The sequence below is a fragment of the Pseudomonas neuropathica genome, assembly GCF_051174785.1.
In the GTDB taxonomy this organism is placed as follows: domain Bacteria; phylum Pseudomonadota; class Gammaproteobacteria; order Pseudomonadales; family Pseudomonadaceae; genus Aquipseudomonas; species Aquipseudomonas neuropathica_A.
The window spans coordinates 5146337-5167948 of record NZ_CP195111.1 but is presented as its reverse complement, the minus strand read 5'-3'; the positions used below and the strand labels follow the sequence as shown (position 1 = coordinate 5167948).

24 protein-coding genes are annotated in these 21612 nt (G+C 60.7%); 2 read left to right on the top strand and 22 right to left on the bottom strand.

Annotated elements, in window-relative coordinates; translation table 11 throughout:
- Positions 1 to 10: 10 nt before the first annotated feature.
- The 9 genes from ccmI to ccmA all read right to left on the bottom strand — a co-directional run bounded on the left by ccmI (position 11) and on the right by ccmA (position 6961).
- Entirely contained in the window at positions 11 to 1213 is a 1203-nt protein-coding gene (ccmI, locus tag ACRRSD_RS23390) for a c-type cytochrome biogenesis protein CcmI (protein ID WP_435035589.1), read from the bottom strand.
- Positions 1210 to 1680 (bottom strand): cytochrome c-type biogenesis protein, encoded by a 471-nt coding sequence (locus ACRRSD_RS23385; RefSeq protein WP_160038807.1) that lies wholly within the window; start codon positions 1678 to 1680, stop codon positions 1210 to 1212. The genes ccmI and ACRRSD_RS23385 overlap by 4 nt, the downstream gene beginning before the upstream one ends.
- Positions 1677 to 2213: a DsbE family thiol:disulfide interchange protein gene (locus ACRRSD_RS23380; protein ID WP_158830022.1), complete on the bottom strand. Its 537-nt coding sequence runs from the start codon at positions 2211 to 2213 to the stop codon at positions 1677 to 1679. Before ACRRSD_RS23380 ends, ACRRSD_RS23385 begins: the two co-directional genes overlap by 4 nt.
- On the bottom strand, positions 2210 to 4198 hold the full coding sequence (locus ACRRSD_RS23375; protein WP_435035587.1) for a heme lyase CcmF/NrfE family subunit: 1989 nt from the start codon (positions 4196 to 4198) through the stop codon (positions 2210 to 2212). Before ACRRSD_RS23375 ends, ACRRSD_RS23380 begins: the two co-directional genes overlap by 4 nt.
- Positions 4199 to 4201: 3 nt before the next feature.
- Positions 4202 to 4657 (bottom strand): cytochrome c maturation protein CcmE, encoded by a 456-nt coding sequence (gene ccmE / locus ACRRSD_RS23370; RefSeq protein ID WP_034151526.1) that lies wholly within the window; start codon positions 4655 to 4657, stop codon positions 4202 to 4204.
- Positions 4654 to 4830 (bottom strand): heme exporter protein CcmD, encoded by a 177-nt coding sequence (ccmD, locus tag ACRRSD_RS23365; protein ID WP_435035585.1) that lies wholly within the window; start codon positions 4828 to 4830, stop codon positions 4654 to 4656. Before ccmD ends, ccmE begins: the two co-directional genes overlap by 4 nt.
- Entirely contained in the window at positions 4827 to 5582 is a 756-nt protein-coding gene (locus ACRRSD_RS23360; protein WP_435035583.1) for a heme ABC transporter permease, read from the bottom strand. Before ACRRSD_RS23360 ends, ccmD begins: the two co-directional genes overlap by 4 nt.
- 78 nt (positions 5583 to 5660) lie before the next feature.
- On the bottom strand, positions 5661 to 6329 hold the full coding sequence (gene ccmB / locus ACRRSD_RS23355; RefSeq protein ID WP_007919970.1) for a heme exporter protein CcmB: 669 nt from the start codon (positions 6327 to 6329) through the stop codon (positions 5661 to 5663).
- Positions 6326 to 6961 (bottom strand): cytochrome c biogenesis heme-transporting ATPase CcmA, encoded by a 636-nt coding sequence (gene ccmA / locus ACRRSD_RS23350; protein ID WP_435035580.1) that lies wholly within the window; start codon positions 6959 to 6961, stop codon positions 6326 to 6328. Before ccmA ends, ccmB begins: the two co-directional genes overlap by 4 nt.
- Before the next feature lie 197 nt (positions 6962 to 7158).
- On the opposite strand from ccmA, the gene ACRRSD_RS23345 reads away from it, so the two are divergent.
- Both ACRRSD_RS23345 and ACRRSD_RS23340 read left to right on the top strand, forming a co-directional pair.
- Positions 7159 to 8733 (top strand): flagellar hook-length control protein FliK, encoded by a 1575-nt coding sequence (locus ACRRSD_RS23345; RefSeq protein ID WP_435035579.1) that lies wholly within the window; start codon positions 7159 to 7161, stop codon positions 8731 to 8733.
- Positions 8730 to 9059, top strand: a complete 330-nt coding sequence (locus ACRRSD_RS23340; protein WP_141128997.1) for an EscU/YscU/HrcU family type III secretion system export apparatus switch protein — start codon at positions 8730 to 8732, stop codon at positions 9057 to 9059. The genes ACRRSD_RS23345 and ACRRSD_RS23340 overlap by 4 nt, the downstream gene beginning before the upstream one ends.
- 118 nt (positions 9060 to 9177) lie before the next feature.
- Here ACRRSD_RS23340 and ACRRSD_RS23335 read toward each other — a convergent pair whose 3' ends face one another.
- The 13 genes from ACRRSD_RS23335 to flhF all read right to left on the bottom strand — a co-directional run bounded on the left by ACRRSD_RS23335 (position 9178) and on the right by flhF (position 21604).
- Positions 9178 to 9573 carry a DUF2802 domain-containing protein gene (locus ACRRSD_RS23335; RefSeq protein ID WP_158959466.1) on the bottom strand — a complete coding sequence of 132 codons (396 nt, stop codon included), beginning with the start codon at positions 9571 to 9573 and terminating at the stop codon, positions 9178 to 9180.
- A gap of 1 nt (position 9574) precedes the next feature.
- Positions 9575 to 10060 (bottom strand): chemotaxis protein CheW, encoded by a 486-nt coding sequence (locus ACRRSD_RS23330; RefSeq protein ID WP_095050193.1) that lies wholly within the window; start codon positions 10058 to 10060, stop codon positions 9575 to 9577.
- 90 nt (positions 10061 to 10150) lie between these two features.
- Entirely contained in the window at positions 10151 to 11116 is a 966-nt protein-coding gene (locus ACRRSD_RS23325; protein WP_435035578.1) for a CheW domain-containing protein, read from the bottom strand.
- Between the two features lie 116 nt (positions 11117 to 11232).
- Positions 11233 to 12021: a ParA family protein gene (locus tag ACRRSD_RS23320; protein WP_008077691.1), complete on the bottom strand. Its 789-nt coding sequence runs from the start codon at positions 12019 to 12021 to the stop codon at positions 11233 to 11235.
- A 43-nt stretch (positions 12022 to 12064) separates the two neighbouring features.
- A complete protein-coding gene (motD, locus tag ACRRSD_RS23315) occupies positions 12065 to 12955 on the bottom strand; it encodes a flagellar motor protein MotD (RefSeq protein ID WP_435035576.1) in 891 nt (296 codons plus the stop codon).
- A gap of 12 nt (positions 12956 to 12967) precedes the next feature.
- On the bottom strand, positions 12968 to 13708 hold the full coding sequence (locus ACRRSD_RS23310) for a flagellar motor protein (protein ID WP_003222929.1): 741 nt from the start codon (positions 13706 to 13708) through the stop codon (positions 12968 to 12970).
- Entirely contained in the window at positions 13708 to 14856 is a 1149-nt protein-coding gene (locus tag ACRRSD_RS23305; protein ID WP_435035575.1) for a protein-glutamate methylesterase/protein-glutamine glutaminase, read from the bottom strand. The genes ACRRSD_RS23310 and ACRRSD_RS23305 overlap by 1 nt, the downstream gene beginning before the upstream one ends.
- 50 nt (positions 14857 to 14906) lie before the next feature.
- Positions 14907 to 17180 carry a chemotaxis protein CheA gene (locus ACRRSD_RS23300; protein WP_435035573.1) on the bottom strand — a complete coding sequence of 758 codons (2274 nt, stop codon included), beginning with the start codon at positions 17178 to 17180 and terminating at the stop codon, positions 14907 to 14909.
- Positions 17181 to 17234: 54 nt separating this feature from the next.
- On the bottom strand, positions 17235 to 18023 hold the full coding sequence (locus tag ACRRSD_RS23295; protein WP_007920000.1) for a protein phosphatase CheZ: 789 nt from the start codon (positions 18021 to 18023) through the stop codon (positions 17235 to 17237).
- 18 nt (positions 18024 to 18041) lie between these two features.
- Positions 18042 to 18413, bottom strand: coding sequence for a chemotaxis response regulator CheY (locus ACRRSD_RS23290; protein WP_008072643.1), 372 nt, complete (start codon positions 18411 to 18413; stop codon positions 18042 to 18044).
- A gap of 166 nt (positions 18414 to 18579) precedes the next feature.
- Complete coding sequence (fliA, locus tag ACRRSD_RS23285) at positions 18580 to 19320, bottom strand: RNA polymerase sigma factor FliA (protein ID WP_007920004.1); 741 nt, start codon at positions 19318 to 19320, stop codon at positions 18580 to 18582.
- On the bottom strand, positions 19317 to 20147 hold the full coding sequence (fleN, locus tag ACRRSD_RS23280) for a flagellar synthesis regulator FleN (RefSeq protein ID WP_003222917.1): 831 nt from the start codon (positions 20145 to 20147) through the stop codon (positions 19317 to 19319). The genes fliA and fleN overlap by 4 nt, the downstream gene beginning before the upstream one ends.
- A 116-nt stretch (positions 20148 to 20263) precedes the next feature.
- Complete coding sequence (gene flhF / locus ACRRSD_RS23275; protein WP_008077677.1) at positions 20264 to 21604, bottom strand: flagellar biosynthesis protein FlhF; 1341 nt, start codon at positions 21602 to 21604, stop codon at positions 20264 to 20266.
- Positions 21605 to 21612: the final 8 nt, after the last annotated feature.

The window sequence follows — 21612 nt, the reverse complement described above, 5'->3', positions numbered from 1 at the left end:
TTGTGTCCGGCTATTTGTCCGGGCTGTCGATGGTCAGTTTTTGTAGCGCAGTGGTGCTGCTGGCCAGAGGGCCGCTGCGACCGACCCACTCGCCGGCAGTCGGTTGGCCGGCGCGGGAGATGCGCGCAACCAGTTGGACTTCAGGGAAGTTCGACAGTTTCAACTGCGGCATCATTGCATCGGCATCGCCGAGTTCAACGGTCACCGGGAGATCGGCCACGGTCAGGCGTTTGGCTGCCAGCGGCGCCGGTGGGCCAGAGGTGGCGCGAGCAAAGATGAACACGCTGTCGCCCGGTTGCACTTTGCCTCTGAGTTCGCTGGCCAGATCGACGCTGACTTTCAACAGCGCGGCTTTTGCGGCTACCGGTGCCTGAGCGACTTTGCCGCCACTGGCTTCCAGACGCTCGGCGGCACGTTTGATCCCGCTTTGCAGCGCGGCGCGGGAGTTATCCTCCGGCGGCAGTTGCGCCAGCAAGCGGTTCCAGTAATCGATGGCTTGCTGATAACGCTCGCCTTCAAACGCAGCGATACCGAGCAAACCAAGGCTGGTGACTTCTTTCGGATCCGCCTTCAGCGCTTCGTCGGTCAGCGCCTGAATCTTGTCCGACCATTTCTTGCCGTCAGCAAAGTACTGCGCCTGCGCCCACTGGCCGAGCAGCTCCGGTTGACGACCGGCCAGATTGGCGGCGCGTTCGAACATCTTCGCCGCGTCCGCCGGACGCTCTTGCGCCATGTAGGTACGGCCGAGGAAATACAGGCCTTCAGCGGAATCCGGTTGCGCCGCGACAGCACGCTCCAGACGCTGGGTCATCTCTTCCATCGACTGCGGTGCCTGGGCAAATTCGCGGGTCAGTTCGACTTTGTCGGCAGCGCCGAAGTGCATATACAGACCCAGGCCCAAAACCGGCACCAGCACAGCGGCCAACAGCGGCAACGGTTTACCCAGTCGGGAAACCCGTGGCGCGCTGACGCCTTCGGTATCCGCCAGCAACTCACGTGCAGCTTCGGCACGACCGCTGTCCATTTGCGCAGCGTCGAGTACGCCTTCAGCCTGCTGCGATTGCAACTCGGCGACGCGCTCCTGATACAACGCGACGTTCAGGGCAGTACGATCCTCTTCACGCTGGGCGCGACGCTCACGCAAAACCGGGATCAGCAGAAAACTCAGGGCGACCAGAAGCAACAGCCCTGCGGCAAGCCAGAAATCAATCATTCTTGGTTTTTATCCAACAGTTGGTCGAGGCGCTGACGCTCTTCACTGGACAGCGCTTGCGGAGTCTCGGCGCGCTGACCGCGACGACGGCGGACGATCACCGCGATCACCACAACACCGCCGAGCAGCAGCCCGGCCGGGCCGAACCACAACAGTGCGGTCTTGGCATTGAGCGCCGGTTTGTAGCGGACGAAATCACCGTAGCGATCAACCATGAAGTCGATGATCTGCTGGTTGTCCTTGCCCTCGCCGAGCATGCGGAAAATCTCTTTGCGCAGGTCAGCAGCAATCGGCGCGTTGGAGTCAGCGATGTCCTGGTTCTGGCACTTGGGGCAGCGCAGCTCTTTGGTCAACTCGCGAAAACGCTCACGGTCGCCTTCTTTGGCGAACTCGTAGGTGTCGATGGCGGCATGCGCGACACCGACCAGACTCAAACCCAATACCAGCGCAGCCATAAAACGCTTCATGGCTTGGCCTCATCGACCAGCGCCTGATACTTGGCCGCAAGTTTTTCGCGCCAGACCTGCTCGTCGATCACGCCGACATACTTGTCGCGGATGATGCCCTTGGCGTCGATGAAGAAAGTTTCCGGCGCACCATAGACACCGAGATTCAGGCCCAGCGAGCCTTCGTCGTCACGGATGTCCAAGACATAGGGATTGTGAAACTCGGCCAGCCACTTCAAGGCATCGGCGTTGGTGTCCTTGTAGTTGATGCCGTAGATCACCACGCCGCGCTCGGCGAGTTTGTTCAGCACCGGATGCTCGACCCGGCAGGAAATGCACCAGGTGCCCCAGACGTTGACCAGTGCCGGTTTGCCGAGAATGTCAGCCTTGGTCAGGTTCTTGTCGCCCTGCACGTTCGGCAGGGAAAACTCCGGGAACGGCTTGTTGATCATCGCCGACGGCAACTCCGCCGGATCGAGGTACAGACCGCGATAAAGAAACACCGCCACCAGCAGGAAAATCGCCAGTGGCACCAGCATCAACCAACGTCTCATGCAGCCGCTCCCGTCATGCCCAGCGCTTCGCGCACCTTGGCTTTCACCTTGACTCGATACCGTCGATCCAGCGCCGCCAGCAATCCACCGAAACCAGTGAGCAAGCCGCCGAACCAGATCCAGCGCACGAACGGTTTGACATGCACGCGCACCGCCCACGCGCCGTTGTCCAGCGGTTCGCCGAGGGCGACGTAAAGGTCACGGGTGAAACCGGCGTCGATGCCGGCTTCGGTCATCACCGAGTTCTGCACGGTGTACAGACGTTTTTCCGGGTGCAGCACGCTGACTTCCTTGCCGTCACGAATGACCCGAATCGTGCCTTTGTCGGAAGTGAAGTTCGGCCCTTCGAAGTGCTTGGCGCCTTCGAAGACAAAGTGATAACCGGCCAAATCCATCGATTCGCCCGGGGCCAGACGCAGATCGCGTTCGGCACTGTTCTGGCTCGACAACACCACGCCCAGCGCGCACACGGCGATGCCGAGGTGAGCGATCTGCATGCCCCAGTAGCTGCGGGTCAGGGTCGGCAGGCCTTTGATCAAACCTTTGTGGCGAGTCTTGTCGACGATGTCGCGCACGCCCGCGAGCAACACCCACGCGGCCAGCAGGAAAGTCGCGATCACTGCCCAGTTGAAATCGCCGTAAGCGACACCGGCCACCACGGCCAGCGCGACGCTGCCGAGCAGCACTGGCGTCAGCATGCTGGCCAGCCATTTCACCGGGGTGTCTTTCCAGCGCACGATCACGCCGACCGCCATCACCATCATCAGCAACGCCATCAACGGAATGAACAGCGCGTTGAAGTACGGCGGGCCGACCGACATTTTCGCGCCGCTCAGGGCATCGAGAATCAGCGGGTACAGTGTGCCGAGCAGAATCATCGACGCGGCCACCACCAATACCAGGTTGTTGCCCAGCAGCAGGGTTTCCCGCGACCACAGGTTGAAGCCGACCTGACTCTTGACCACTGGCGCACGCAGGGCAAACAGCGTCAGCGAGCCGCCGACGACAAACAACAGGAAGATCAGAATGAACACGCCGCGCTCAGGATCGGAGGCAAACGCGTGCACCGAAGTCAGCACGCCGGAACGCACAAGGAACGTGCCGAGCAGGCTCAGCGAAAACGCGGCAATCGCCAGCAATACCGTCCAGCTCTTGAACACGCCACGTTTTTCCGTAACCGCCAGCGAGTGAATCAGCGCGGTGCCGACCAGCCACGGCATAAAGGAAGCGTTTTCCACCGGGTCCCAGAACCACCAGCCACCCCAGCCGAGTTCGTAATACGCCCACCACGAACCGAGGGTGATGCCGATGCCGAGGAAGGCCCAGGCGACGATCGTCCAAGGACGCGACCAGCGCGCCCACGCGGCATCCAGTCGACCGCCCATCAACGCGGCGATGGCGAAGGCGAACGCCACCGAAAAGCCGACGTAGCCCATGTACAACATCGGCGGGTGAACGATCAGGCCGATGTCTTGCAGCAGTGGATTGAGGTCAGCGCCATTGCTCGGCATTTGCGGCAGGATGCGTTTGAACGGGTTGGACGTAAGGATCAGGAACAGCAGGAAACCGGTGCTGATCATGCCCATCACCGCCAGTACACGAGCGAGCATGACTTGCGGCAACTGCCGCGAGAACACCGACACGGCAAAGGTCCAGCCGCCGAGGATCAGGGCCCACAGCAGCAACGACCCTTCATGGGCGCCCCACACCGCGCTGAATTTGTAATACCACGGCAACGCGGTATTGGAGTTGTTGGCGACATAGGCGACAGAGAAGTCATCAGTCATGAATGCGTAGGTCAGAATGCCGAACGCGAACAGCAAAAACGCAAACTGCCCCCACGCGGCCGGCTGGGCCAGACTCATCCAGAAACGGTCACCGCGCCAGGCGCCAATCAATGGCACCACGGCTTGCACCAGTGCAAAACACAGCGCCAGAATCATCGCCAGATGGCCCAACTCAGGAATAAAAATCGCCGAGGTCATCGATCAACCCTCCTTCGCAGGCGTTGGTGCCGATTGACCGCTGTCTTTCAAGGCTTTGGTCACTTCCGGCGGCATGTATTTCTCGTCGTGCTTGGCCAGCACTTCATCGGCCACTACTACGCCGTCGGCGTTGAGCTTGCCGAGGGCGACGATGCCCTGCCCTTCGCGGAACAGATCCGGGAGGATCCCGCGATAGGCGATGGTCACGGATTTATTGAAATCGGTGACGACGAATTTGACGTCGAGGGAATCCGGCGAGCGTTGCAGCGAGCCCTTCTCGACCATGCCGCCGGCGCGGATGCGCGTGTCTTGCGGTGCTTCGCCGTTGGCGATCTGCGTCGGCGTGTAGAACAGATTGATGTTCTGCTGCAGGGCGCTGAGGGCCAGGCCGACGGCAGCGCCGACCCCGACCAGAATGGCCAGAATGATGATCAGACGTTTCTTGCGCAGCGGATTCACTTGCCGTTCTCCCGGCGCAGACGACGCGCCTCTTGTTGCAGATAGCGCTTGCGGGCCGCAATCGGCGCCATCACGTTGAGGATCAGTACCGCCAGACAGATGCCGTAGGCCGACCAGACATACAGGCCATGATGGCCCATGGCGAGGAAGTCGCCGAATGAAGCAAAACTCATCGAACGGCCTCCAGACTGTGCTGCACTTCTTCTTTCACCCAACTGGCGCGGGCTTCGCGCTTGAGCACTTCAAGGCGCATGCGCAGCAACAGCACGGCGCCGAAGAAACAGTAGAAACCCAGCACGGTCAGCAGCAGTGGCAGCCACATTTCCGCCGGCATCGCCGGTTTTTCCGTGAGGGTGAAGGTCGCGCCCTGGTGCAGGGTGTTCCACCACTCCACCGAGTATTTGATGATCGGAATGTTGATCACGCCGACGATGGCCAGCACGGCGCAGGCCTTGGCGGCGCTGTCGCGGTTGCTGATGGCATTGCCCAGCGCGATCACGCCGAAATACAGGAACAGCAGAATCAGCATCGAGGTCAGGCGCGCGTCCCAGACCCACCACGAGCCCCAGGTCGGTTTGCCCCAGATCGCCCCGGTGACCAGCGCTACAGCGGTCATCCACGCGCCGATCGGCGCGGCGCATTGCAGGGCGACGTCGGCCAGTTTCATCTTCCACACCAGCCCGACCACACCACACACCGCCAGCATCACGTAGATCGACTGTGCGAGCATCGCGGCAGGTACGTGGATGTAGATGATGCGAAAGCTGTTGCCTTGCTGATAATCCGGTGGCGCGAAGGCCAGGCCCCAAACGACGCCGACGCCAATCAGCAGCAACGCTGCGATGCTCAGCCACGGCAAGAACTTGCTGCTGATGCCGTAGAACCACTTGGGCGAGCCGAGCTTGTGAAACCAGGTCCAGTTCATACTGTTTCCATCACGGGTGCCGCTCATCGGTGTGAGCAGTCTCAGGGTCTTTGCTGGTTAAATTTTAACCAGACCTCATTATTCGCCGACGCTGATCTTCAGGCCAGCAGCTATTGCAAAGGGTGTCAGGGTGATCGCCAGGGCGGTCAGGCTACCCAGCCACAGCAGATACCCGGTCGCCGGCATGCCTTGCAAGGCGGCCTGCAAGGCGCCACTGCCAAGGATCAACACCGGGATGTACAACGGCAGAATCAGCAGCGCCAGCAACAGGCCGCCACGCTTCAAACCGACCGTCAGTGCCGCGCCCACCGCGCCGAGCAAGCTCAGCACCGGTGTTCCCAGCAACAACGAAAGCAGCAAAACCGGCAGACAGGCGGCAGGCAAACCGAGCATCAACGCCAGCAGCGGTGAGAGCAGAACCAGCGCCAGACCGGAGAAAAGCCAGTGTGCCAGCACCTTGGCCAAGACCAGAAGTGGCAGCGGGTGCGACGAAAGGACCCACTGCTCCAGGGATCCGTCTTCGAAATCACTGCGGAACAGCCCGTCCAGCGAGAGCAGGACCGACAACAGCGCCGCCACCCAGACTAACCCGGGGGACAGGTTTTGCAACACTTGAGTTTCCGGGCCGACGGCCAGCGGGAACAAAGCGATGACGATGGCGAAGAAAATCAGCGGATTGGCCAGCTCCGCCGGGCGGCGAAACAGCAATCGGGATTCACGGGCAACCAGCAGGCCAAACACACTCATACTGCCCAATTCCCCAGATCGATGTCGCGATAACCGGTCGGCATGCGGCTCAGCGTGTGGTGCGTGGTCAACACCACCAGACCACCGCGCTCGCAGTGCCCGGCCAGATGCTCTTCGAGCTGCGCCACGCCTTGTTTGTCGAGGGCGGTGAACGGCTCATCGAGAATCCATAGCGGCGGGCTGTCCAGATACAGGCGTGCCAGCGCCACGCGGCGTTGTTGGCCGGCGGACAGACTATGGCAGGGAACATCTTCGAATCCGCGCAATCCTACAGCTGCCAGCGCTTGCCAGATGGCCTCGCGTTCGGCGGGATGATGCAGGGCGCAGAGCCACGACAGGTTTTCTTCCGGGGTCAGCAGATCCTTGATCCCGGCGGCGTGGCCGATCCACAGCAGGTTGCGGGCAAGTTCGCTGCGTTGTTCGGTCAGCGGCTGGCCATTGAGCAGGACTTGCCCGGCGGTCGGCTGCATCAGCCCGGACAACAGGCGCAAAAGGCTGGTCTTGCCGCTGCCGTTGGGACCGCTGATCTGCACCATATCGCCACTGGCGAGTCTCAATTCGAGATTTTCGAAGAGCAGCCGCAGATCACGTTCACACGCGAGGGCAACGGTTTGCAGGACAGGACTGGTCAAGGGATCACGGGCCTTATACGGTTCAAGTCGGCTCTGGCGCGGCCGTTAAAGAGATGCAGCATAGATGTATTGACGGCTCGATCTAGAGAGCTGGGTCAAACAATTGCTATGTTTTTTATTCGAAGCGCAAGACGGGCGGCATTATACATGTCGTGCCTTACTCTCAAGAGTGCATTTTCCTCAGGTTGTGTCCGCGTATGACAGGCGAAATGAACATCCTCCCGCTCCCGCCCACCACCCCGGCGACCGTTCGCCCGCAGGTCGGTGAGCTGCTCAAGCTGCTGACCCCGGTCGAAGGCCTGATCGGCGCCGGGCAAAGCGCCAAAGCCGAGGTGTTGTCGCTCAAGCAGGCGGATCAGACCTTTCAGTTATTGCTCAAGGTGACCGTCGACGGCGGACGCCAGACCACTGTGCAAGCGACCAGCAATCTGCCGTTGCCCCAAGGCACCAGTCTGGCGATCACTCAGCCCTCGGCGGGCAATCTGGCGATTACTGTGCAGCAGGCGATTGCCAGCAGCGTCGCCACCCTCACCCGCATCGACACCGCGCAATTGCCGGTCGGCACGCTGCTGCAAGGCAAAGTGCTGACCTCGCAGGCGCTGCCGCAGACGCCGGGGCAGGCAGCGGTGTTCCGCTCGCTGGTCAGCCTGCTCAACACCGCACAGAGCGGCAGCACATTGACCATCGACAGCCCGCAGCCGCTGCGCATTGGCACCTTGCTGTCGGCGTTGGTCGAAGATGCACAAACCCTGAAATTCCTGCCGATGAGCAGCCGCCAGGAACAACTGGCCGTCAGTCAGCAACTGCTCGGCCAGCAAAGTCGTCAGGCTTCGCTCAGCGGGCTGTTGAATGCATTACAGAATCTGCCACCCGCCACCGACCAGACTTCTGCGGATCTACGCGCGGTGGTCGACAAACTGCTCGCCAGCCTCCCGGACGTGCAACAACTGAGCACCGCCAAAGGCGTGGCACTGGCGCTAGCCAATAGCGGCGTGTTCCTCGAAGCCAAGCTGCTGACCGGACAAACCCCGACGCTGCCCCCGGACATGAAAGCCGATCTGCTCAAGCTGATCGCGCAACTGACCCCGGGCCTGCCGAGCAGCACCAGTTTCAACGCGATCATCGCCGCCAACACTCTGGCGCAAGCGCTGCCGAGTTTCGTCCGCAACGCCCTCGGCATGCTTGGCCAGGTCAGCGCCAAGCCTGTGCCAAGCAGCTTCCCGCTGCCCGAACGCTTGCTGCAAAGTCAGGACGGCGAAGGCGATCTGGAACAGTTGCTGCGTCTCGCCGCTGCCGCTGTTTCGCGGCTGCAAAGCCATCAACTGTCGAGCCTGGAACAAACCGGCGTTACTGATGACGGACGCCTGCTCAGCACCTGGCAACTGGAAATCCCCATGCGCAACCTGCAAGACATCGTGCCGTTGCAAGTCAAGTTCCAGCGTGAAGAGGCTCCGGAGCGCGAACCGCAACCGAACGAACGTCGCGATGAGCGCGAGCCCAAGCAACAACTGTGGCGCGTCGATCTGGCGTTCGACATGGAACCGCTCGGGCCGCTGCAGATTCAGGCGCAACTGATCGCCGGCAGCCTGTCCAGCCAACTGTGGGCCGAGCGGCCGTACACCGCCGACCTGATCGAAAACAACCTGTTCGCCCTGCGTCAGCGTCTGCTCGATCGCGGGCTCAACGTCGGCGACCTCGACTGCCACCTCGGCACGCCGCCGCAAGGCAACCAAACCCGCCTCGAACACCGCTGGGTCGACGAAACCGCATGAACGATTCCACTGCCCCACGCCAGGCCATCGCCCTCAAATACGACGGCAACCACGCCCCGACCCTCACCGCCAAAGGTGATGACGAGCTGGCCGAAGAAATCCTGCGCATCGCTCGCGATTGCGAGGTGCCGATTTACGAGAATGCGGAATTGGTGCGGTTGTTGGCGCGGATGGAACTGGGCGACAGCATTCCCGAGGAGCTGTATCGCACCATCGCCGAGATCATCGCGTTTGCGTGGAATCTGAAGGGGAAATTCCCTGAGGGGCAGGATCCGAATGCGCCGATGGTCGAGAAAGATGTGACCCTGCGCGGCGATGATTATTAAGCCTTAAAAGCAAAAGATCGCAGCCTTCGGCAGCTCCTACAGGAAAACGCATTCCAATGTAGGAGCTGCCGAAGGCTGCGATCTTTTGATTTTGCTTGCAGCTAAAAGCTCGAAGCTCTTAGCTGCCCTTATGTAACTTACGCATCAACTCCGCCTCAGCCTGGGTCAACCCGCAGGACTGAGTCAGTTCATCGACGCTTGCGCCCATCCCCACCAGTTTCGCCGCCTGGGCGAACGACAGGCTCGACGGGTCGCGCTGTTCAAGCGCGACAATCTTGTCCGGCAACGGACTCACCACCGCGCGCAGCTCGTGCAGGGCCTCGCCCATGCGCACGTTGCCGTTCTGGTAATCGTCGACACGCTTGGCCAGGTCCTTGATGCGCTGATCACGCAGCGCATCGCCCTGAGCCTGTTGCGCAGCAATGACTTTTTGCGCCTTGATGTACGACACAAACATTGCCAGTGTGCCTGCCCAGAAGAGGAACAGGACAATGACCGCGACCTCGAGAATCAAATCAGATGCTCTCCAGTTCCGACCATTCTTCTTCGCTCATCATCTTGTCCAGCTCGACCAGAATCAGCAACTCGTTGTTCTTGTTGCACACGCCCTGGATGAACTTGGCTGACTCTTCGTTGCCGACGTTTGGCGCGGTCTCGATTTCCGACTGACGCAGGTAAACCACTTCGGCGACGCTGTCGACCATGATGCCAACGACTTGCTTGTCGGCTTCGATGATGACGATACGGGTGTTGTCGCTGATCTCACCGGTGCTCAGGCCGAAGCGCTGACGGGTGTCGATCACGGTGACCACGTTACCGCGCAGGTTGATGATGCCCAGCACGTAGCTTGGCGCGCCCGGCACCGGAGCAATCTCGGTGTAGCGCAGCACTTCCTGCACGCGCATCACGTTGATGCCGTACGTTTCGTTGTCCAGTTTGAAGGTCACCCATTGCAGGATCGGATCTTCAGAACCTTTTGCATTCGTCGCCTGACTACTCATACCCTGACCCCTCGAAAAAACCGCTCTGGGCGGTGTGTGTTCTGTGTGGCGGCATTCAACAATGCCGTCGCCTGATTGTTATGTCGGCTGCTATGTCGGTTTATGTAGCGGCTTGTGGCCGCCGAGGTGCTTTGCCCCACCGCTGGCGATCAACTCGGCCAGTGCGGAAACGTCAAGCAATGCACACATGTGCTCAATCACCGTGCCGGCGAGCCATGGCCGCTGACCCCGGTGACTTCTCCATTTGATTTCATTCGGGTCCAGACGCAACGAGCGGCTGACCTGATGCACCGCCAGCCCCCACTCGTAACCTTGTACCGAAATCACGTACTGCAAGCCCTGACGGAAGTCATCGCGATAGCGATCCGGCATGACCCAGCGCGCGGTGTCCAACACTTTCAGATTGCCGGCCTGGCTCGGCAGGATCCCGAGGAACCACTCCGGCTGACCGAACAGCGGCGTCAGTTCATGGCCGGCCAGCGAATAAATCGAGCCGAGGCACACCAACGGTACCGCCAGGGTCAGACCGGCTACGTCGAACAGCAGGCATTCGAACGCTTCGGAGGCCCAGGCCGGACGGCCATCGGTTTCCACCGGTGGTGGCGTGTTGTTGGGCGGCAGGTGCACTTCCACCAGCGGCGGGACCAGCGTTTGCTCGACGGGTGCGGGTGCAATCGGAGCTGGAACCGGAGCCGGTTCGACCACGGCCGGTTCCGGCGCGGTTTTCAGCAATTGGGTTTGCAGCAGCGGTGCCAGTGTCGACACCGATGCGCGAACCGGCGCGGCCTCTTCGATCAGTGCCACCGGTGCCTTGGTCACCGCAGCGACGGCAGGCGCGACAACCGGCGCAACAGGCCTGGTCGCTTTCTGTGCATCACGCGCCTGCTCTTCCAGTACCGCTGCCTGGAACTCGTCCAGCGCCTCAGTGCTTTCGACAACTTCAGGCTGCGCCTCAATGACCGGCGGCAGCTCCTCAGGAATTTCCAGCAGCAAATTATCCAGATAAGACTGCAGCGCCAATTGCGGCTTCGACGTCAACTTGACCGGCCGATTCATACGCAACCCCATGTAGGAGCTGCCGCAGGCTGCGATCTTTTGATCTTTTCAGGAGCGCCACTAAGCAAGATCAAAAGATCGCAGCCTGCGGCAGCTCCTACAAGGTTCAACGTCATTCAAGCCACCTGCGGAACAAGTTGTTGCGCCAACAGATGCTTGAGCAGCGCGCGATACGCCAGCACGCCACGGCTCTTGCCGTCGAATTGCGAAGGCGTGACACCGGCTCGGCTGGCATCGCGCAGACGGGTATCGACGGGGATATAACCCTGCCAGATCTCGTCGGGAAATTTGTCACGCAGCACGCGTAAGGTATGCATCGAAGCTTGCGTACGGCGATCGAACAGGGTCGGCACGATGCTGAACGGCAGCGCCTGTTTGCGCGAGCGGTTGATCATCGCCAGGGTATTGACCATGCGCTCGAGACCTTTGACGGCCAGATGCTCGGTCTGCACCGGGATCACCAGTTGCTGGCTCGCTGCAAGGGCATTGACCATCAGCACGCCGAGCAACGGCGGGCTGTCGATCACCGCGTAATCAAAGTCTTGCCACAGCTGCGCCAGACTCTTGGCGATCACCAGACCCAAGCCACTCTGTCCCGGCGACTGACGCTCAAGGGTCGCCAGTGCGGTGCTCGACGGCAACAGCGAAATGCGTTCGTCACTGGTCGACAACAGCAACTGCCCCGGCAGGCCTTGCGGCACGCTGCCCTTGTGCAGAAACAGGTCGTAATTGCTGTGTTCCAGGCTGTCGGGGTCGTAGCCGAAATAGCTGGTCATTGAGCCGTGCGGGTCGAGATCGACCACAACCACGCGCTTTCCCGCCTCGGCCAGCAATCCGGCTAAAGCGATGGAAGATGTGGTTTTACCGACACCACCCTTTTGATTGGCGACTGCCCAGACTCTCATTCGGTTCGTTCCTCCCGGCCGATATGCTCGACCGAGACATAGCTCAGCGTGTTAATGCGGGTGACGGAGAATTGACGGCACTCTCGCGTCCCGGCGTCTTGACCGGGGTCGGTGCAGTTTGTGTGCCAGCACGCTTCAACGCAGCATCCGGTTGTGCATTGGCGGTACCGGTGCCGGTCAGGCTGCGACGCACATCGAGATTGCGCGACACCACCAACACCACACGACGGTTCTTCGCGCGACCTTCAGCGGTGGCGTTATTGGCCACCGGCTGGAACTCACCGTAACCGACCGAGGCCAAGCGACCAGGGTTCACGCCCTGCATGGCCAGCATGCGCACGATGCTCGCCGAACGCGCCGAGGACAGCTCCCAGTTGGTCGGGTACTGCGTCGTGCGGATCGGTTGATCATCGGTGAAACCTTCGACGTGGATCGGGTTGTCGAACGGTTTCAGAATCGCCGCGACCTTGTCGATGATGTTGAACGCGATGTCACTCGGCATGGCGTCACCGCTGCCGAACAACAGGCTGGAATTGAGTTCGATCTCGACCCACAACTCGTTGCCGCGCACGGTCATCTGATTGGAGCTGATCAAGTCACCGAACGCAGCGCTGATGTCATCGGCGATGCTTTTCAGCGGGTCACTGGCGCCGGCGATACCGGCGTCGACCTGTTCGGCGTCCTTGACCAGCGGCTTGGCCGGGGTCACGGTCTTCGGTCGTTCATCACCAATCGGGATCGGTTTGAGCGAGCGATCGGAGTCGGTGAAGACCCCGATCAATGCTTCGGAAATGACTTTGTACTTGCCTTCGTTGATCGACGAAATCGAGTACATCACCACGAAGAACGCGAACAACAGCGTGATGAAATCCGCGTAGGACACGAGCCAGCGCTCGTGATTGACGTGTTCTTCCTGATGCCTGCGACGAGCCATTAGGTTATTCCCTTAATCCATGAAGCCTTGCAGCTTCAACTCAATGGAGCGAGGGTTTTCACCTTCGGCGATCGACAAGATCCCTTCCAACAACATTTCGCGATAACGCGACTGCCGCAACGCGATTGACTTCAGCTTGGCCGCGACCGGCAGCAATACCAGGTTGGCACTGGCCACGCCGTAAATGGTCGCGACGAAAGCCACGGCGATGCCGCTGCCCAGTTGCGTCGGATCGGCGAGGTTGCCCATCACGTGGATCAGGCCCATCACTGCACCGATGATGCCGATGGTCGGCGCATAGCCGCCCATGCTTTCAAAGACTTTTGCGGCTTCGATGTCGCGGGCTTCCTGGGTATAGAAATCCACTTCGAGGATGCTGCGGATCGCTTCCGGCTCGGCGCCGTCAACCAGCAATTGCAGGCCTTTGCGCGAGTAGTTGTCGGGTTCGGCATCGGCCACGCCTTCCAGACCCAGCAGGCCTTCCTTGCGTGCGGTGAGGCTCCAGTTGACGACACGATCGATGCCACCGGCCAGATCGACCCGTGGCGGAAACAGAATCCAGGCAAGGATCTGCATGGCGCGTTTGAACGCGCTCATCGGCGATTGCAGCAGTGCGGCACCGATGGTGCCGCCCAGTACGATCAATGCCGCCGGGCCGTTGGCCAGCGCACCGAGGTGACCACCCTCAAGGTAGTTACCACCGATGATGGCGACGAACGCCATGATGATCCCGATAAGGCTTAGAACATCCATCAGAGACACGCCTCGACAATGTGTTTGCCGATGTCGTCGAGGCTGTACACCGCGTCGGCGAGGTCGGCTTTGACGATGGCCATCGGCATGCCGTAGATCACGCAGCTTGCCTCATCTTGTGCCCACACCGCGCTGCCGCCCTGCTTGAGCAGGCGCGCGCCTTCACGGCCGTCGGCGCCCATACCGGTCAACACCACCGCCAGAACTTTGTCGCCGTAGGATTTCGCCGCCGAACCGAAGGTGATGTCCACGCACGGCTTGTAGTTCAGACGCTCGTCGCCCGGCAGAATCTTCACCGCGCCACGGCCATCGATCATCATTTGCTTGCCACCCGGAGCGAGCAACGCCAGGCCCGGACGCAGAATGTCGCCATCCTCGGCTTCCTTGACGCTGATGCGGCAGAGCTTGTCGAGACGCTCGGCAAACGCCTTGGTGAATGCTGCCGGCATGTGCTGGATCAACACGATCGGCGCCGGGAAGTTCGCTGGCAATTGCGTCAGCACGCGTTGCAGGGCGACCGGGCCGCCAGTCGACGTACCGATGGCAACCAGTTTGTAGGCTTTGCGTTTCGGTGCCGGCGACGAAGCGCTGGCAGCCGGAGCACGGCTTGGAGCAGGTGCATGCACAGGCGCAGGTGCCGGACGTGCCGGTGCGCTGGTGCTGTGGCTGCTGAAGCTGGATGGCGCCGGAGCCGGTGCAGGCGTGGGTGCCGCGGCTGGAGCCGGCGCGCTGTAAGCACTGAAACGACGATTACTGCGCGAGATGCTATGGACCTTCTCGCACAGCAGTTGCTTGACCTTATCCGGATTGCGCGAGATGTCTTCGAAATTCTTCGGCAGGAAATCCACCGCGCCTGCGTCCAGCGCATCCAGGGTGACCCGGGCGCCTTCGTGCGTCAGCGAGGAGAACATCAACACCGGGGTCGGGCAGCGCTGCATGATGTGCCGCACCGCCGTGATGCCGTCCATCATTGGCATCTCGTAGTCCATGGTGATCACGTCCGGCTTGAGCGCCAGCGCCTGATCGATCGCCTCTTTACCGTTGGTTGCAGTGCCGACCACTTGAATGCTCGGATCCGCAGAAAGAATTTCCGAGACGCGGCGGCGGAAAAAACCCGAATCGTCCACCACCAGGACTTTGACTGCCATAAACACTCCATTAGGTGCGGCGGGGACGTTGTCGCCCCGCCGCCCCGGATTCAAATACGCCGTGCGGCGTAACGCTTGAGCATGCTTGGAACATCGAGAATCAGCGCGATGCGGCCGTCACCGGTGATGGTGGCGCCGGACATGCCCGGAGTGCCCTGCAGCATTTTGCCCAATGGCTTGATGACCACTTCTTCCTGACCGACCAGTTGATCGACGACGAAGCCGATCCGCTGCGTGCCCACCGAAAGGATCACCACGTGGCCCTCACGCTGCTCTTCGTGAGCGGCGGAGCTGACCAGCCAGCGCTTGAGGTAGAACAATGGCAGCGCCTTGTCCCGCACGATCACCACTTCCTGACCGTCGACGACGTTGGTGGTCGACAGGTCGAGGTGGAAGATTTCGTTGACGTTGACCAACGGGAACGCAAACGCCTGATTGCCGAGCATCACCATCAGGGTTGGCATGATCGCGAGGGTCAGCGGCACCTTGATGACGATTTTCGAGCCCTGGCCTTTGGTCGAGTAGATGTTGATCGAACCGTTGAGCTGGGAAATCTTGGTCTTCACCACGTCCATGCCGACACCGCGGCCGGAGACGTCGGAGATCTCGGTCTTGGTCGAGAAACCCGGGGCGAAAATCAGGTTGTAGCACTCGGTATCGCTGAGGCGATCGGCCGCGTCCTTATCCATCACACCACGTTTTACCGCGATGGCACGCAGGACATTCGGGTCCATGCCTTTGCCGTCATCGGAAATCGACAGCAGGATATGGTCGCCTTCCTGTTCGGCGGCCAATACCACACGACCGCCACGGGCCTTGCCCGACGCTTCGCGTTCCTCGGGCGACTCAATGCCGTGGTCGACCGCGTTGCGCACCAAGTGGACCAGCGGGTCGGCCAGCGCTTCGACAAGGTTTTTGTCGAGGTCGGTTTCTTCACCGACCAGTTCCAGGTTGATTTCTTTCTTGAGCTGACGCGCGAGGTCGCGAACCAGACGCGGGAAGCGCCCGAAGACCTTCTTGATCGGCTGCATCCGCGTTTTCATGACGGCGGTCTGCAAGTCAGCGGTGACCACGTCGAGGTTCGACACGGCCTTGGACATGGCTTCGTCGCCGCTGTTGAGGCCCAGGCGCACCAGACGGTTACGCACCAGCACCAGCTCGCCGACCATGTTCATGATTTCGTCGAGACGTGCCGTGTCGACACGCACGGTGGTTTCGGCTTCGCTCGCCGGTTTTTCCGGTGGCGGTGCAGCGGCAGCACGGGCCGGAGCCGGTGCAGCAGCGGCAGCCGGTTTCGGCGCTTCGGCTTTCGGCTCAGGCTTGGGCGCCGCTTTCGGCGCAGCAGCCGGAGCGGCAGCAGCCTTGGCAGCAGGCGCAGCCACCGTCGAAGCAGCGCCGGCAGTCGCGGCGCCAACGTCAGTGAACTTGCCTTTGCCGTGCAATTCGTCGAGCAGCGATTCGAACTCGTGATCGCTGATCAGATCGCTGCCAGCCGCGGCGGCCACGGGAGCCGCAGACGCCGGTGCCGAGGCAATCGCCGACTCCAGCGCATCGACGGCAAAGTTGCCCTTGCCATGCAACTGATCAAGCAGGGCTTCGAATTCGTCGTCGGTGATGTCAGAGCTGTCACCCTTGGCCGGTGCCGCTGGGGCTGCCGCCGCTGGCGCAACCGCGTCCACCGCGAACTGCCCCTTGCCGTGCAGTTGATCGAGCAATGACTCGAACTCGGCATCGGTGATTTCATCGCTCGCGGCTTCAGCGGCCGTTTGCGCAGGTGCAGCAGCGGCCGGAGCCTCGGCTTCGGCCTTGACGGCGTTCAGCGAATCCAGCAGTTGTTCGAATTCGTTATCGGTGATGTCGCCCGACGCGTCGCCTTCGACGACCAGTTCTTCGATCATCTCGGCCACTGGCGAAGCCGGGGCTGCGTCCGCCGATTGCGGTTCGGCCAGACGCGCCAGGGCAGCCAGCAGTTCCGGGGTAGCAGCGGTGATCGGTGCACGTTCGCGGACTTCGCTGAACATGCTGTTCACCGCGTCCAGTGCTTCGAGGACAACGTCCATCAGTTCTGCATCAACGCGACGCTCACCCTTGCGCAGGATGTCGAACACGTTTTCGGCGATGTGACAGCACTCCACCAGCTCATTGAGCTGAAGGAAGCCGGCGCCCCCTTTTACAGTGTGGAAACCGCGAAAAATTGCGTTGAGCAGATCTGCGTCATCCGGACGGCTTTCCAGCTCGACCAGTTGTTCGGACAGTTGCTCAAGAATCTCGCCGGCCTCAACCAGGAAATCCTGAAGGATCTCTTCATCGGCGCCGAAGCTCATTAATGGGGTGCTCCTACAGGTCTAAAAACCCAAAAAACCTAAAATTCCAAAACTCTAGAACCCGAGGCTGGATAACAAATCGTCCACATCGTCCTGACCGGACACAACGTCTTCTCGTTTATCGGCATGAATCTGCGGACCTTCACCCTGCGAGAGATGTTTTTGTGGATCTTTTTCTGCAAGCATCGCGGCGCGATCATGTTCGATGCCCGCAAAGCGGTCCACCTGGCTGGCCATGAGCACGAGTTTGAGCAAGTTGCTTTCGACTTCGGTGACCAGTTGGGTCACACGCTTGATCACCTGACCGGTCAGGTCCTGGTAATCCTGGGCCAGCAGGATGTCGTTGAGATTGCTCGACACCGCACGGTTGTCCGTGCTGCTGCGTGACAGAAAACCGTCGACCCGGCGCGCCAGTTCGCGGAACTCTTCAGCTCCTACCTCGCGACGCATGAAGCGACCCCAGTCGGCACTCAAGGTCTGGGCTTCATCAGCCAGACTGTTGACCACCGGCGTAGCGCTTTCCACCAGATCCATGGTGCGGTTGGCCGCGGCCTCTGTCAGCTTGACCACATAGCCCAGGCGTTCGGTGGCGTCGGTGATTTGCGACACTTCCTCGGCCTGCGGCATGTTCGGATCGATCTGGAAGTTGACGATCGCACTGTGCAGTTCACGTGTGAGCTTGCCGACTTCCTGATACAGGCCACGGTCACGGGTCTGATTGAGCTCATGGATCAGTTGCACCGCGTCGCCGAACCTGCCTTTTTCAAGGCTTTCGACCAGTTCGACCGCGTGTTTTTTCAGGGTCGATTCGAAATCGCCCTGTGAAGATTCGTTATGCTCCATAGCTCCCCCGCGCGTTCATCAGCCGATGCGTTCGAAAATCTTCTCGATTTTGTCTTTCAACGCCTGAGCCGTGAAAGGTTTGACTACGTAGCCGTTCACACCGGCCTGAGCGGCCTCGATGATCTGCTCGCGCTTGGCTTCTGCAGTCACCATCAGCACTGGCAGGTGCTTGAGTTTTTCATCGGCACGCACGTGACGCAGCAGGTCGATACCGGTCATGCCCGGCATGTTCCAGTCCGTTACCAGAAAGTCGATGCTGCCGCTGTTGAGCACCGGAATGGCGGTAATGCCATCGTCAGCCTCGACGGTGTTGGTGAACCCAAGATCACGCAGCAGGTTCTTGATGATCCGCCGCATCGTTGAGAAGTCATCAACGATGAGGATTTTCATGTCTTTGTTCAATTCGACCTCCAAGCAGTCTTAAACGCGCCCAGCACCTGGACGCGCCACTTCAATCAATCGGCGCAGCACTCGAAGACTGTCTGGAGCACAACAGAGCAAGACCGGTGCCGTTCATCACCGCACCAGCCTCGTTCGCAGTGTCCCCACACTGCCTTCAGCGCGCTCGCCACTCCCCCAAACGCCCCCGCAAACGGGCCGCGCACTGGCTGTGTAACTGGCTGACCCGCGATTCACTGACGCCAAGGACTTCACCGATCTCCTTGAGGTTCAGCTCTTCGTCGTAGTACAGCGCCAACACCAGTCGCTCACGCTCCGGCAAATTGGCAATCGCGTCCGCCAGCGCTGCCTGGAAACGTTCATCTTCCAGATCGCGTGACGGCTCGAGATGAGCACTCGCGCCATCCTCGTGCAGCCCTTCGTGTTCGCCGTCCTGCAACAGGTCGTCGAAACTGAACAGGCGGCTGCCCAAGGTGTCATTCAAAATCCCGTAGTAATCGTCGAGACTCAATTGGAGTTCGGCCGCAACCTCGTGATCTTTAGCATCACGGCCGGTTTTAGCTTCAATTGAGCGAATTGCGTCGCTGACCATACGGGTATTGCGGTGAACCGAGCGTGGCGCCCAGTCCCCTTTGCGCACTTCGTCGAGCATCGCGCCGCGGATTCGTATGCCCGCGTACGTTTCGAAACTGGCGCCTTTGCTGGCGTCATATTTGGTCGAGACTTCGAGCAGGCCGATCATCCCGGCCTGGATCAGGTCTTCGACCTGCACACTCGCCGGCAAGCGCGCCAGCAAGTGGTAGGCAATGCGTTTGACCAGTGGCGCGTAACGCTCGATCAACTCGTACTGCGCGTCACGTGCCGACTTCTTGTAGTAGTTCATACCGCTTGCGGTCATAGCACGGGCCCTGCCGTTTGCTGCACGAGGCGCTCGACGAAAAACTCAAGGTGGCCACGCGGGTTGGCGGGCAGCGGCCAGGTGTCGACCTTCTGCGCGATCGCCTTGAACGCCAGTGCGCACTTGGAACGCGGAAAGGCTTCGTACACCGCGCGCTGCTTCTGCACCGCTTTACGCACGCTTTCGTCGTAAGGCACGGCGCCGACGTATTGTAGGGCCACGTCGAGGAAACGATCCGTGACCTTGGTCAACTTGGCGAACAGGTTGCGCCCTTCCTGCGGGCTCTGCGCCATGTTGGCCAGAACGCGGAAGCGGTTCATGCCGTAATCGCGGTTGAGCAATTTGATCAGCGCGTAGGCGTCGGTAATGGAAGTCGGCTCATCGCAGACCACCAGCAACACTTCCTGGGCTGCGCGTACGAAACTGACTACCGAGTCACCAATACCTGCAGCGGTGTCGATCACCAGTACGTCGAGATTGTCGCCGATGTCGCTGAAGGCCTGAATCAGGCCGGCATGTTGCGCCGGACTCAGGTGGACCATGCTCTGCGTGCCGGACGCCGCCGGCACGATGCGAATGCCACCGGGGCCTTGCAACAGCACGTCGCGCAATTCGCAACGGCCTTCGATGACGTCAGCCAGCGTGCGTTTAGGGGTCAGCCCCAACAATACGTCAACGTTCGCCAAACCGAGGTCGGCGTCCAGCAGCATGACCCGACGGCCAAGCTCTGCCAGCGCCAGCGACAAGTTCACTGACACGTTAGTCTTGCCGACGCCACCTTTGCCGCCGGTCACCGCGATCACCTGTACGGGATGCATGCTGCCCATGTTATTTCTTTACCTTGTCTTGCATAGACGGAGGCCACATTACTGGCTGCGCGTTCACAACCGGAACAATGCATGGCAGACCATCGATGTAGGTACAAAAACTGTTCATGAATACCTCAGCCTACCTGCTTGGTCGGGCTGTGATAGATATCAGCGAACATGTCAGCCATGGCTTCTTCGCTGGGTTCTTCCTGCATTTGCACGCTGACGGCGCGGCTGACCAGTTGATGACGGCGCGGCAGATGCAAATCATCCGGAATCCGTGGGCCATCGGTCAGGTACGCGACCGGCAATTCATGACTGATCGCCAGGCTCAACACTTCGCCAAGGCTGGCCGTTTCATCCAGTTTAGTCAGGATGCAGCCGGCAAGCCCGCAACGCTTGTAACTGTGATAAGCGGCGGTTAGAACCTGTTTCTGGCTGGTGGTTGCCAAGACCAGATAATTTTTTGAGCGGATGCCACGCCCGGCCAGACTTTCCAGCTGCATGCGCAGCGCCGGATCGCTGGCCTGCAGGCCGGCAGTATCGATCAACACCACGCGTTTGCGCAGCAGTGGATCCAGCGCTTGCACCAGCGATTGACCCGGATCGACGTGGGTCACCGGCACATTGAGAATGCGGCCCAGGGTCTTCAGTTGTTCCTGCGCACCGATGCGGAAACTGTCCATGCTCACCAGCGCGACATTCTGCGCGCCGTATTTCAGCACATAACGCGCGGCGAGCTTGGCCAGCGTGGTGGTCTTGCCCATGCCAGCAGGGCCGACCATGGCAATCACACCGCCCTCTTCCAGCGGTTCGACTTCCGGTACGGCAATCATCCGCGCCAGGTGCGCGAGCAACATGCGCCAGGCCTGACGCGGTTCTTCGATATCGGTGATCATCGCCAGCAGATCGCGCGACAACGGGCCGGACAAGCCGATACGTTGCAGACGGCGATACAGGTTGGCTTGCGCCGGGCGGCTGCCTTGCAGCTGATTCCAGGCCAGGGTGCCGAGCTGGACTTCCATCAGCTCGCGCAGGCTGTTCAATTCAAAACGCATCGAATCCAGTGCACGCGGATCAACACCGCCGGAGGACTGCGCAGGCGCCGGAGCCGGGCGCGCTGGTGCGGCGTAAGTCGGCTCGCTCAGCGGTTCAGCGGCGGTCAGCGGCAGGCCAGCGGTCAACGGCAGGCCGGCGAAGATCTGGCGATTGCTGTTGCCGTCGGCTTCGCCACGCAGGCTCAACTCGGCCTGGGCGGTGACGATGCGCGACTGGGTCTTGCGCAGCTCGTCTTCGAGCTCCATGTTCGGAACCCGTGGCGCCAGCGCCGACAACTTGTAATCCAGTGCCGCCGTCAGCTCGACGCCGCCGGCAATGCGGCGATTGCCAATGATGGCGGCATCAGCGCCCAGCTCATCACGAACCAGCTTCATGGCCTGACGCATATCGGCGGCAAAGAAACGCTTAACTTGCATAAACCACT

Excerpts from the sequence above, each read along its gene's own strand:
- ACRRSD_RS23330 (WP_095050193.1), bottom strand. The coding sequence starts at position 10,060 with ATGAGTAGTCAGGCGACGAATGCAAAAGGTTCTGAAGATCCGATCCTG.
- motD (WP_435035576.1), bottom strand. The coding sequence starts at position 12,955 with ATGGCTCGTCGCAGGCATCAGGAAGAACACGTCAATCACGAGCGCTGG.
- fleN (WP_003222917.1), bottom strand. The coding sequence starts at position 20,147 with ATGGGCAGCATGCATCCCGTACAGGTGATCGCGGTGACCGGCGGCAAA.
- ACRRSD_RS23375 (WP_435035587.1), bottom strand. The coding sequence starts at position 4,198 with ATGACCTCGGCGATTTTTATTCCTGAGTTGGGCCATCTGGCGATGATT.
- ACRRSD_RS23380 (WP_158830022.1), bottom strand. The coding sequence starts at position 2,213 with ATGAGACGTTGGTTGATGCTGGTGCCACTGGCGATTTTCCTGCTGGTG.
- flhF (WP_008077677.1), bottom strand. The coding sequence starts at position 21,604 with ATGCAAGTTAAGCGTTTCTTTGCCGCCGATATGCGTCAGGCCATGAAG.
- ACRRSD_RS23295 (WP_007920000.1), bottom strand. The coding sequence starts at position 18,023 with ATGGAGCATAACGAATCTTCACAGGGCGATTTCGAATCGACCCTGAAA.
- ACRRSD_RS23300 (WP_435035573.1), bottom strand. The coding sequence starts at position 17,180 with ATGAGCTTCGGCGCCGATGAAGAGATCCTTCAGGATTTCCTGGTTGAG.
- fliA (WP_007920004.1), bottom strand. The coding sequence starts at position 19,320 with ATGACCGCAAGCGGTATGAACTACTACAAGAAGTCGGCACGTGACGCG.
- ACRRSD_RS23340 (WP_141128997.1), top strand. The coding sequence starts at position 8,730 with ATGAACGATTCCACTGCCCCACGCCAGGCCATCGCCCTCAAATACGAC.
- ccmB (WP_007919970.1), bottom strand. The coding sequence starts at position 6,329 with ATGAGTGTGTTTGGCCTGCTGGTTGCCCGTGAATCCCGATTGCTGTTT.
- ACRRSD_RS23325 (WP_435035578.1), bottom strand. The coding sequence starts at position 11,116 with ATGAATCGGCCGGTCAAGTTGACGTCGAAGCCGCAATTGGCGCTGCAG.
- ACRRSD_RS23310 (WP_003222929.1), bottom strand. The coding sequence starts at position 13,708 with ATGGATGTTCTAAGCCTTATCGGGATCATCATGGCGTTCGTCGCCATC.
- ccmI (WP_435035589.1), bottom strand. The coding sequence starts at position 1,213 with ATGATTGATTTCTGGCTTGCCGCAGGGCTGTTGCTTCTGGTCGCCCTG.
- ACRRSD_RS23385 (WP_160038807.1), bottom strand. The coding sequence starts at position 1,680 with ATGAAGCGTTTTATGGCTGCGCTGGTATTGGGTTTGAGTCTGGTCGGT.
- ACRRSD_RS23345 (WP_435035579.1), top strand. The coding sequence starts at position 7,159 with ATGACAGGCGAAATGAACATCCTCCCGCTCCCGCCCACCACCCCGGCG.
- ACRRSD_RS23305 (WP_435035575.1), bottom strand. The coding sequence starts at position 14,856 with ATGGCAGTCAAAGTCCTGGTGGTGGACGATTCGGGTTTTTTCCGCCGC.
- ACRRSD_RS23290 (WP_008072643.1), bottom strand. The coding sequence starts at position 18,413 with ATGAAAATCCTCATCGTTGATGACTTCTCAACGATGCGGCGGATCATC.
- ACRRSD_RS23360 (WP_435035583.1), bottom strand. The coding sequence starts at position 5,582 with ATGAACTGGACCTGGTTTCACAAGCTCGGCTCGCCCAAGTGGTTCTAC.
- ccmD (WP_435035585.1), bottom strand. The coding sequence starts at position 4,830 with ATGAGTTTTGCTTCATTCGGCGACTTCCTCGCCATGGGCCATCATGGC.
- ACRRSD_RS23320 (WP_008077691.1), bottom strand. The coding sequence starts at position 12,021 with ATGAGAGTCTGGGCAGTCGCCAATCAAAAGGGTGGTGTCGGTAAAACC.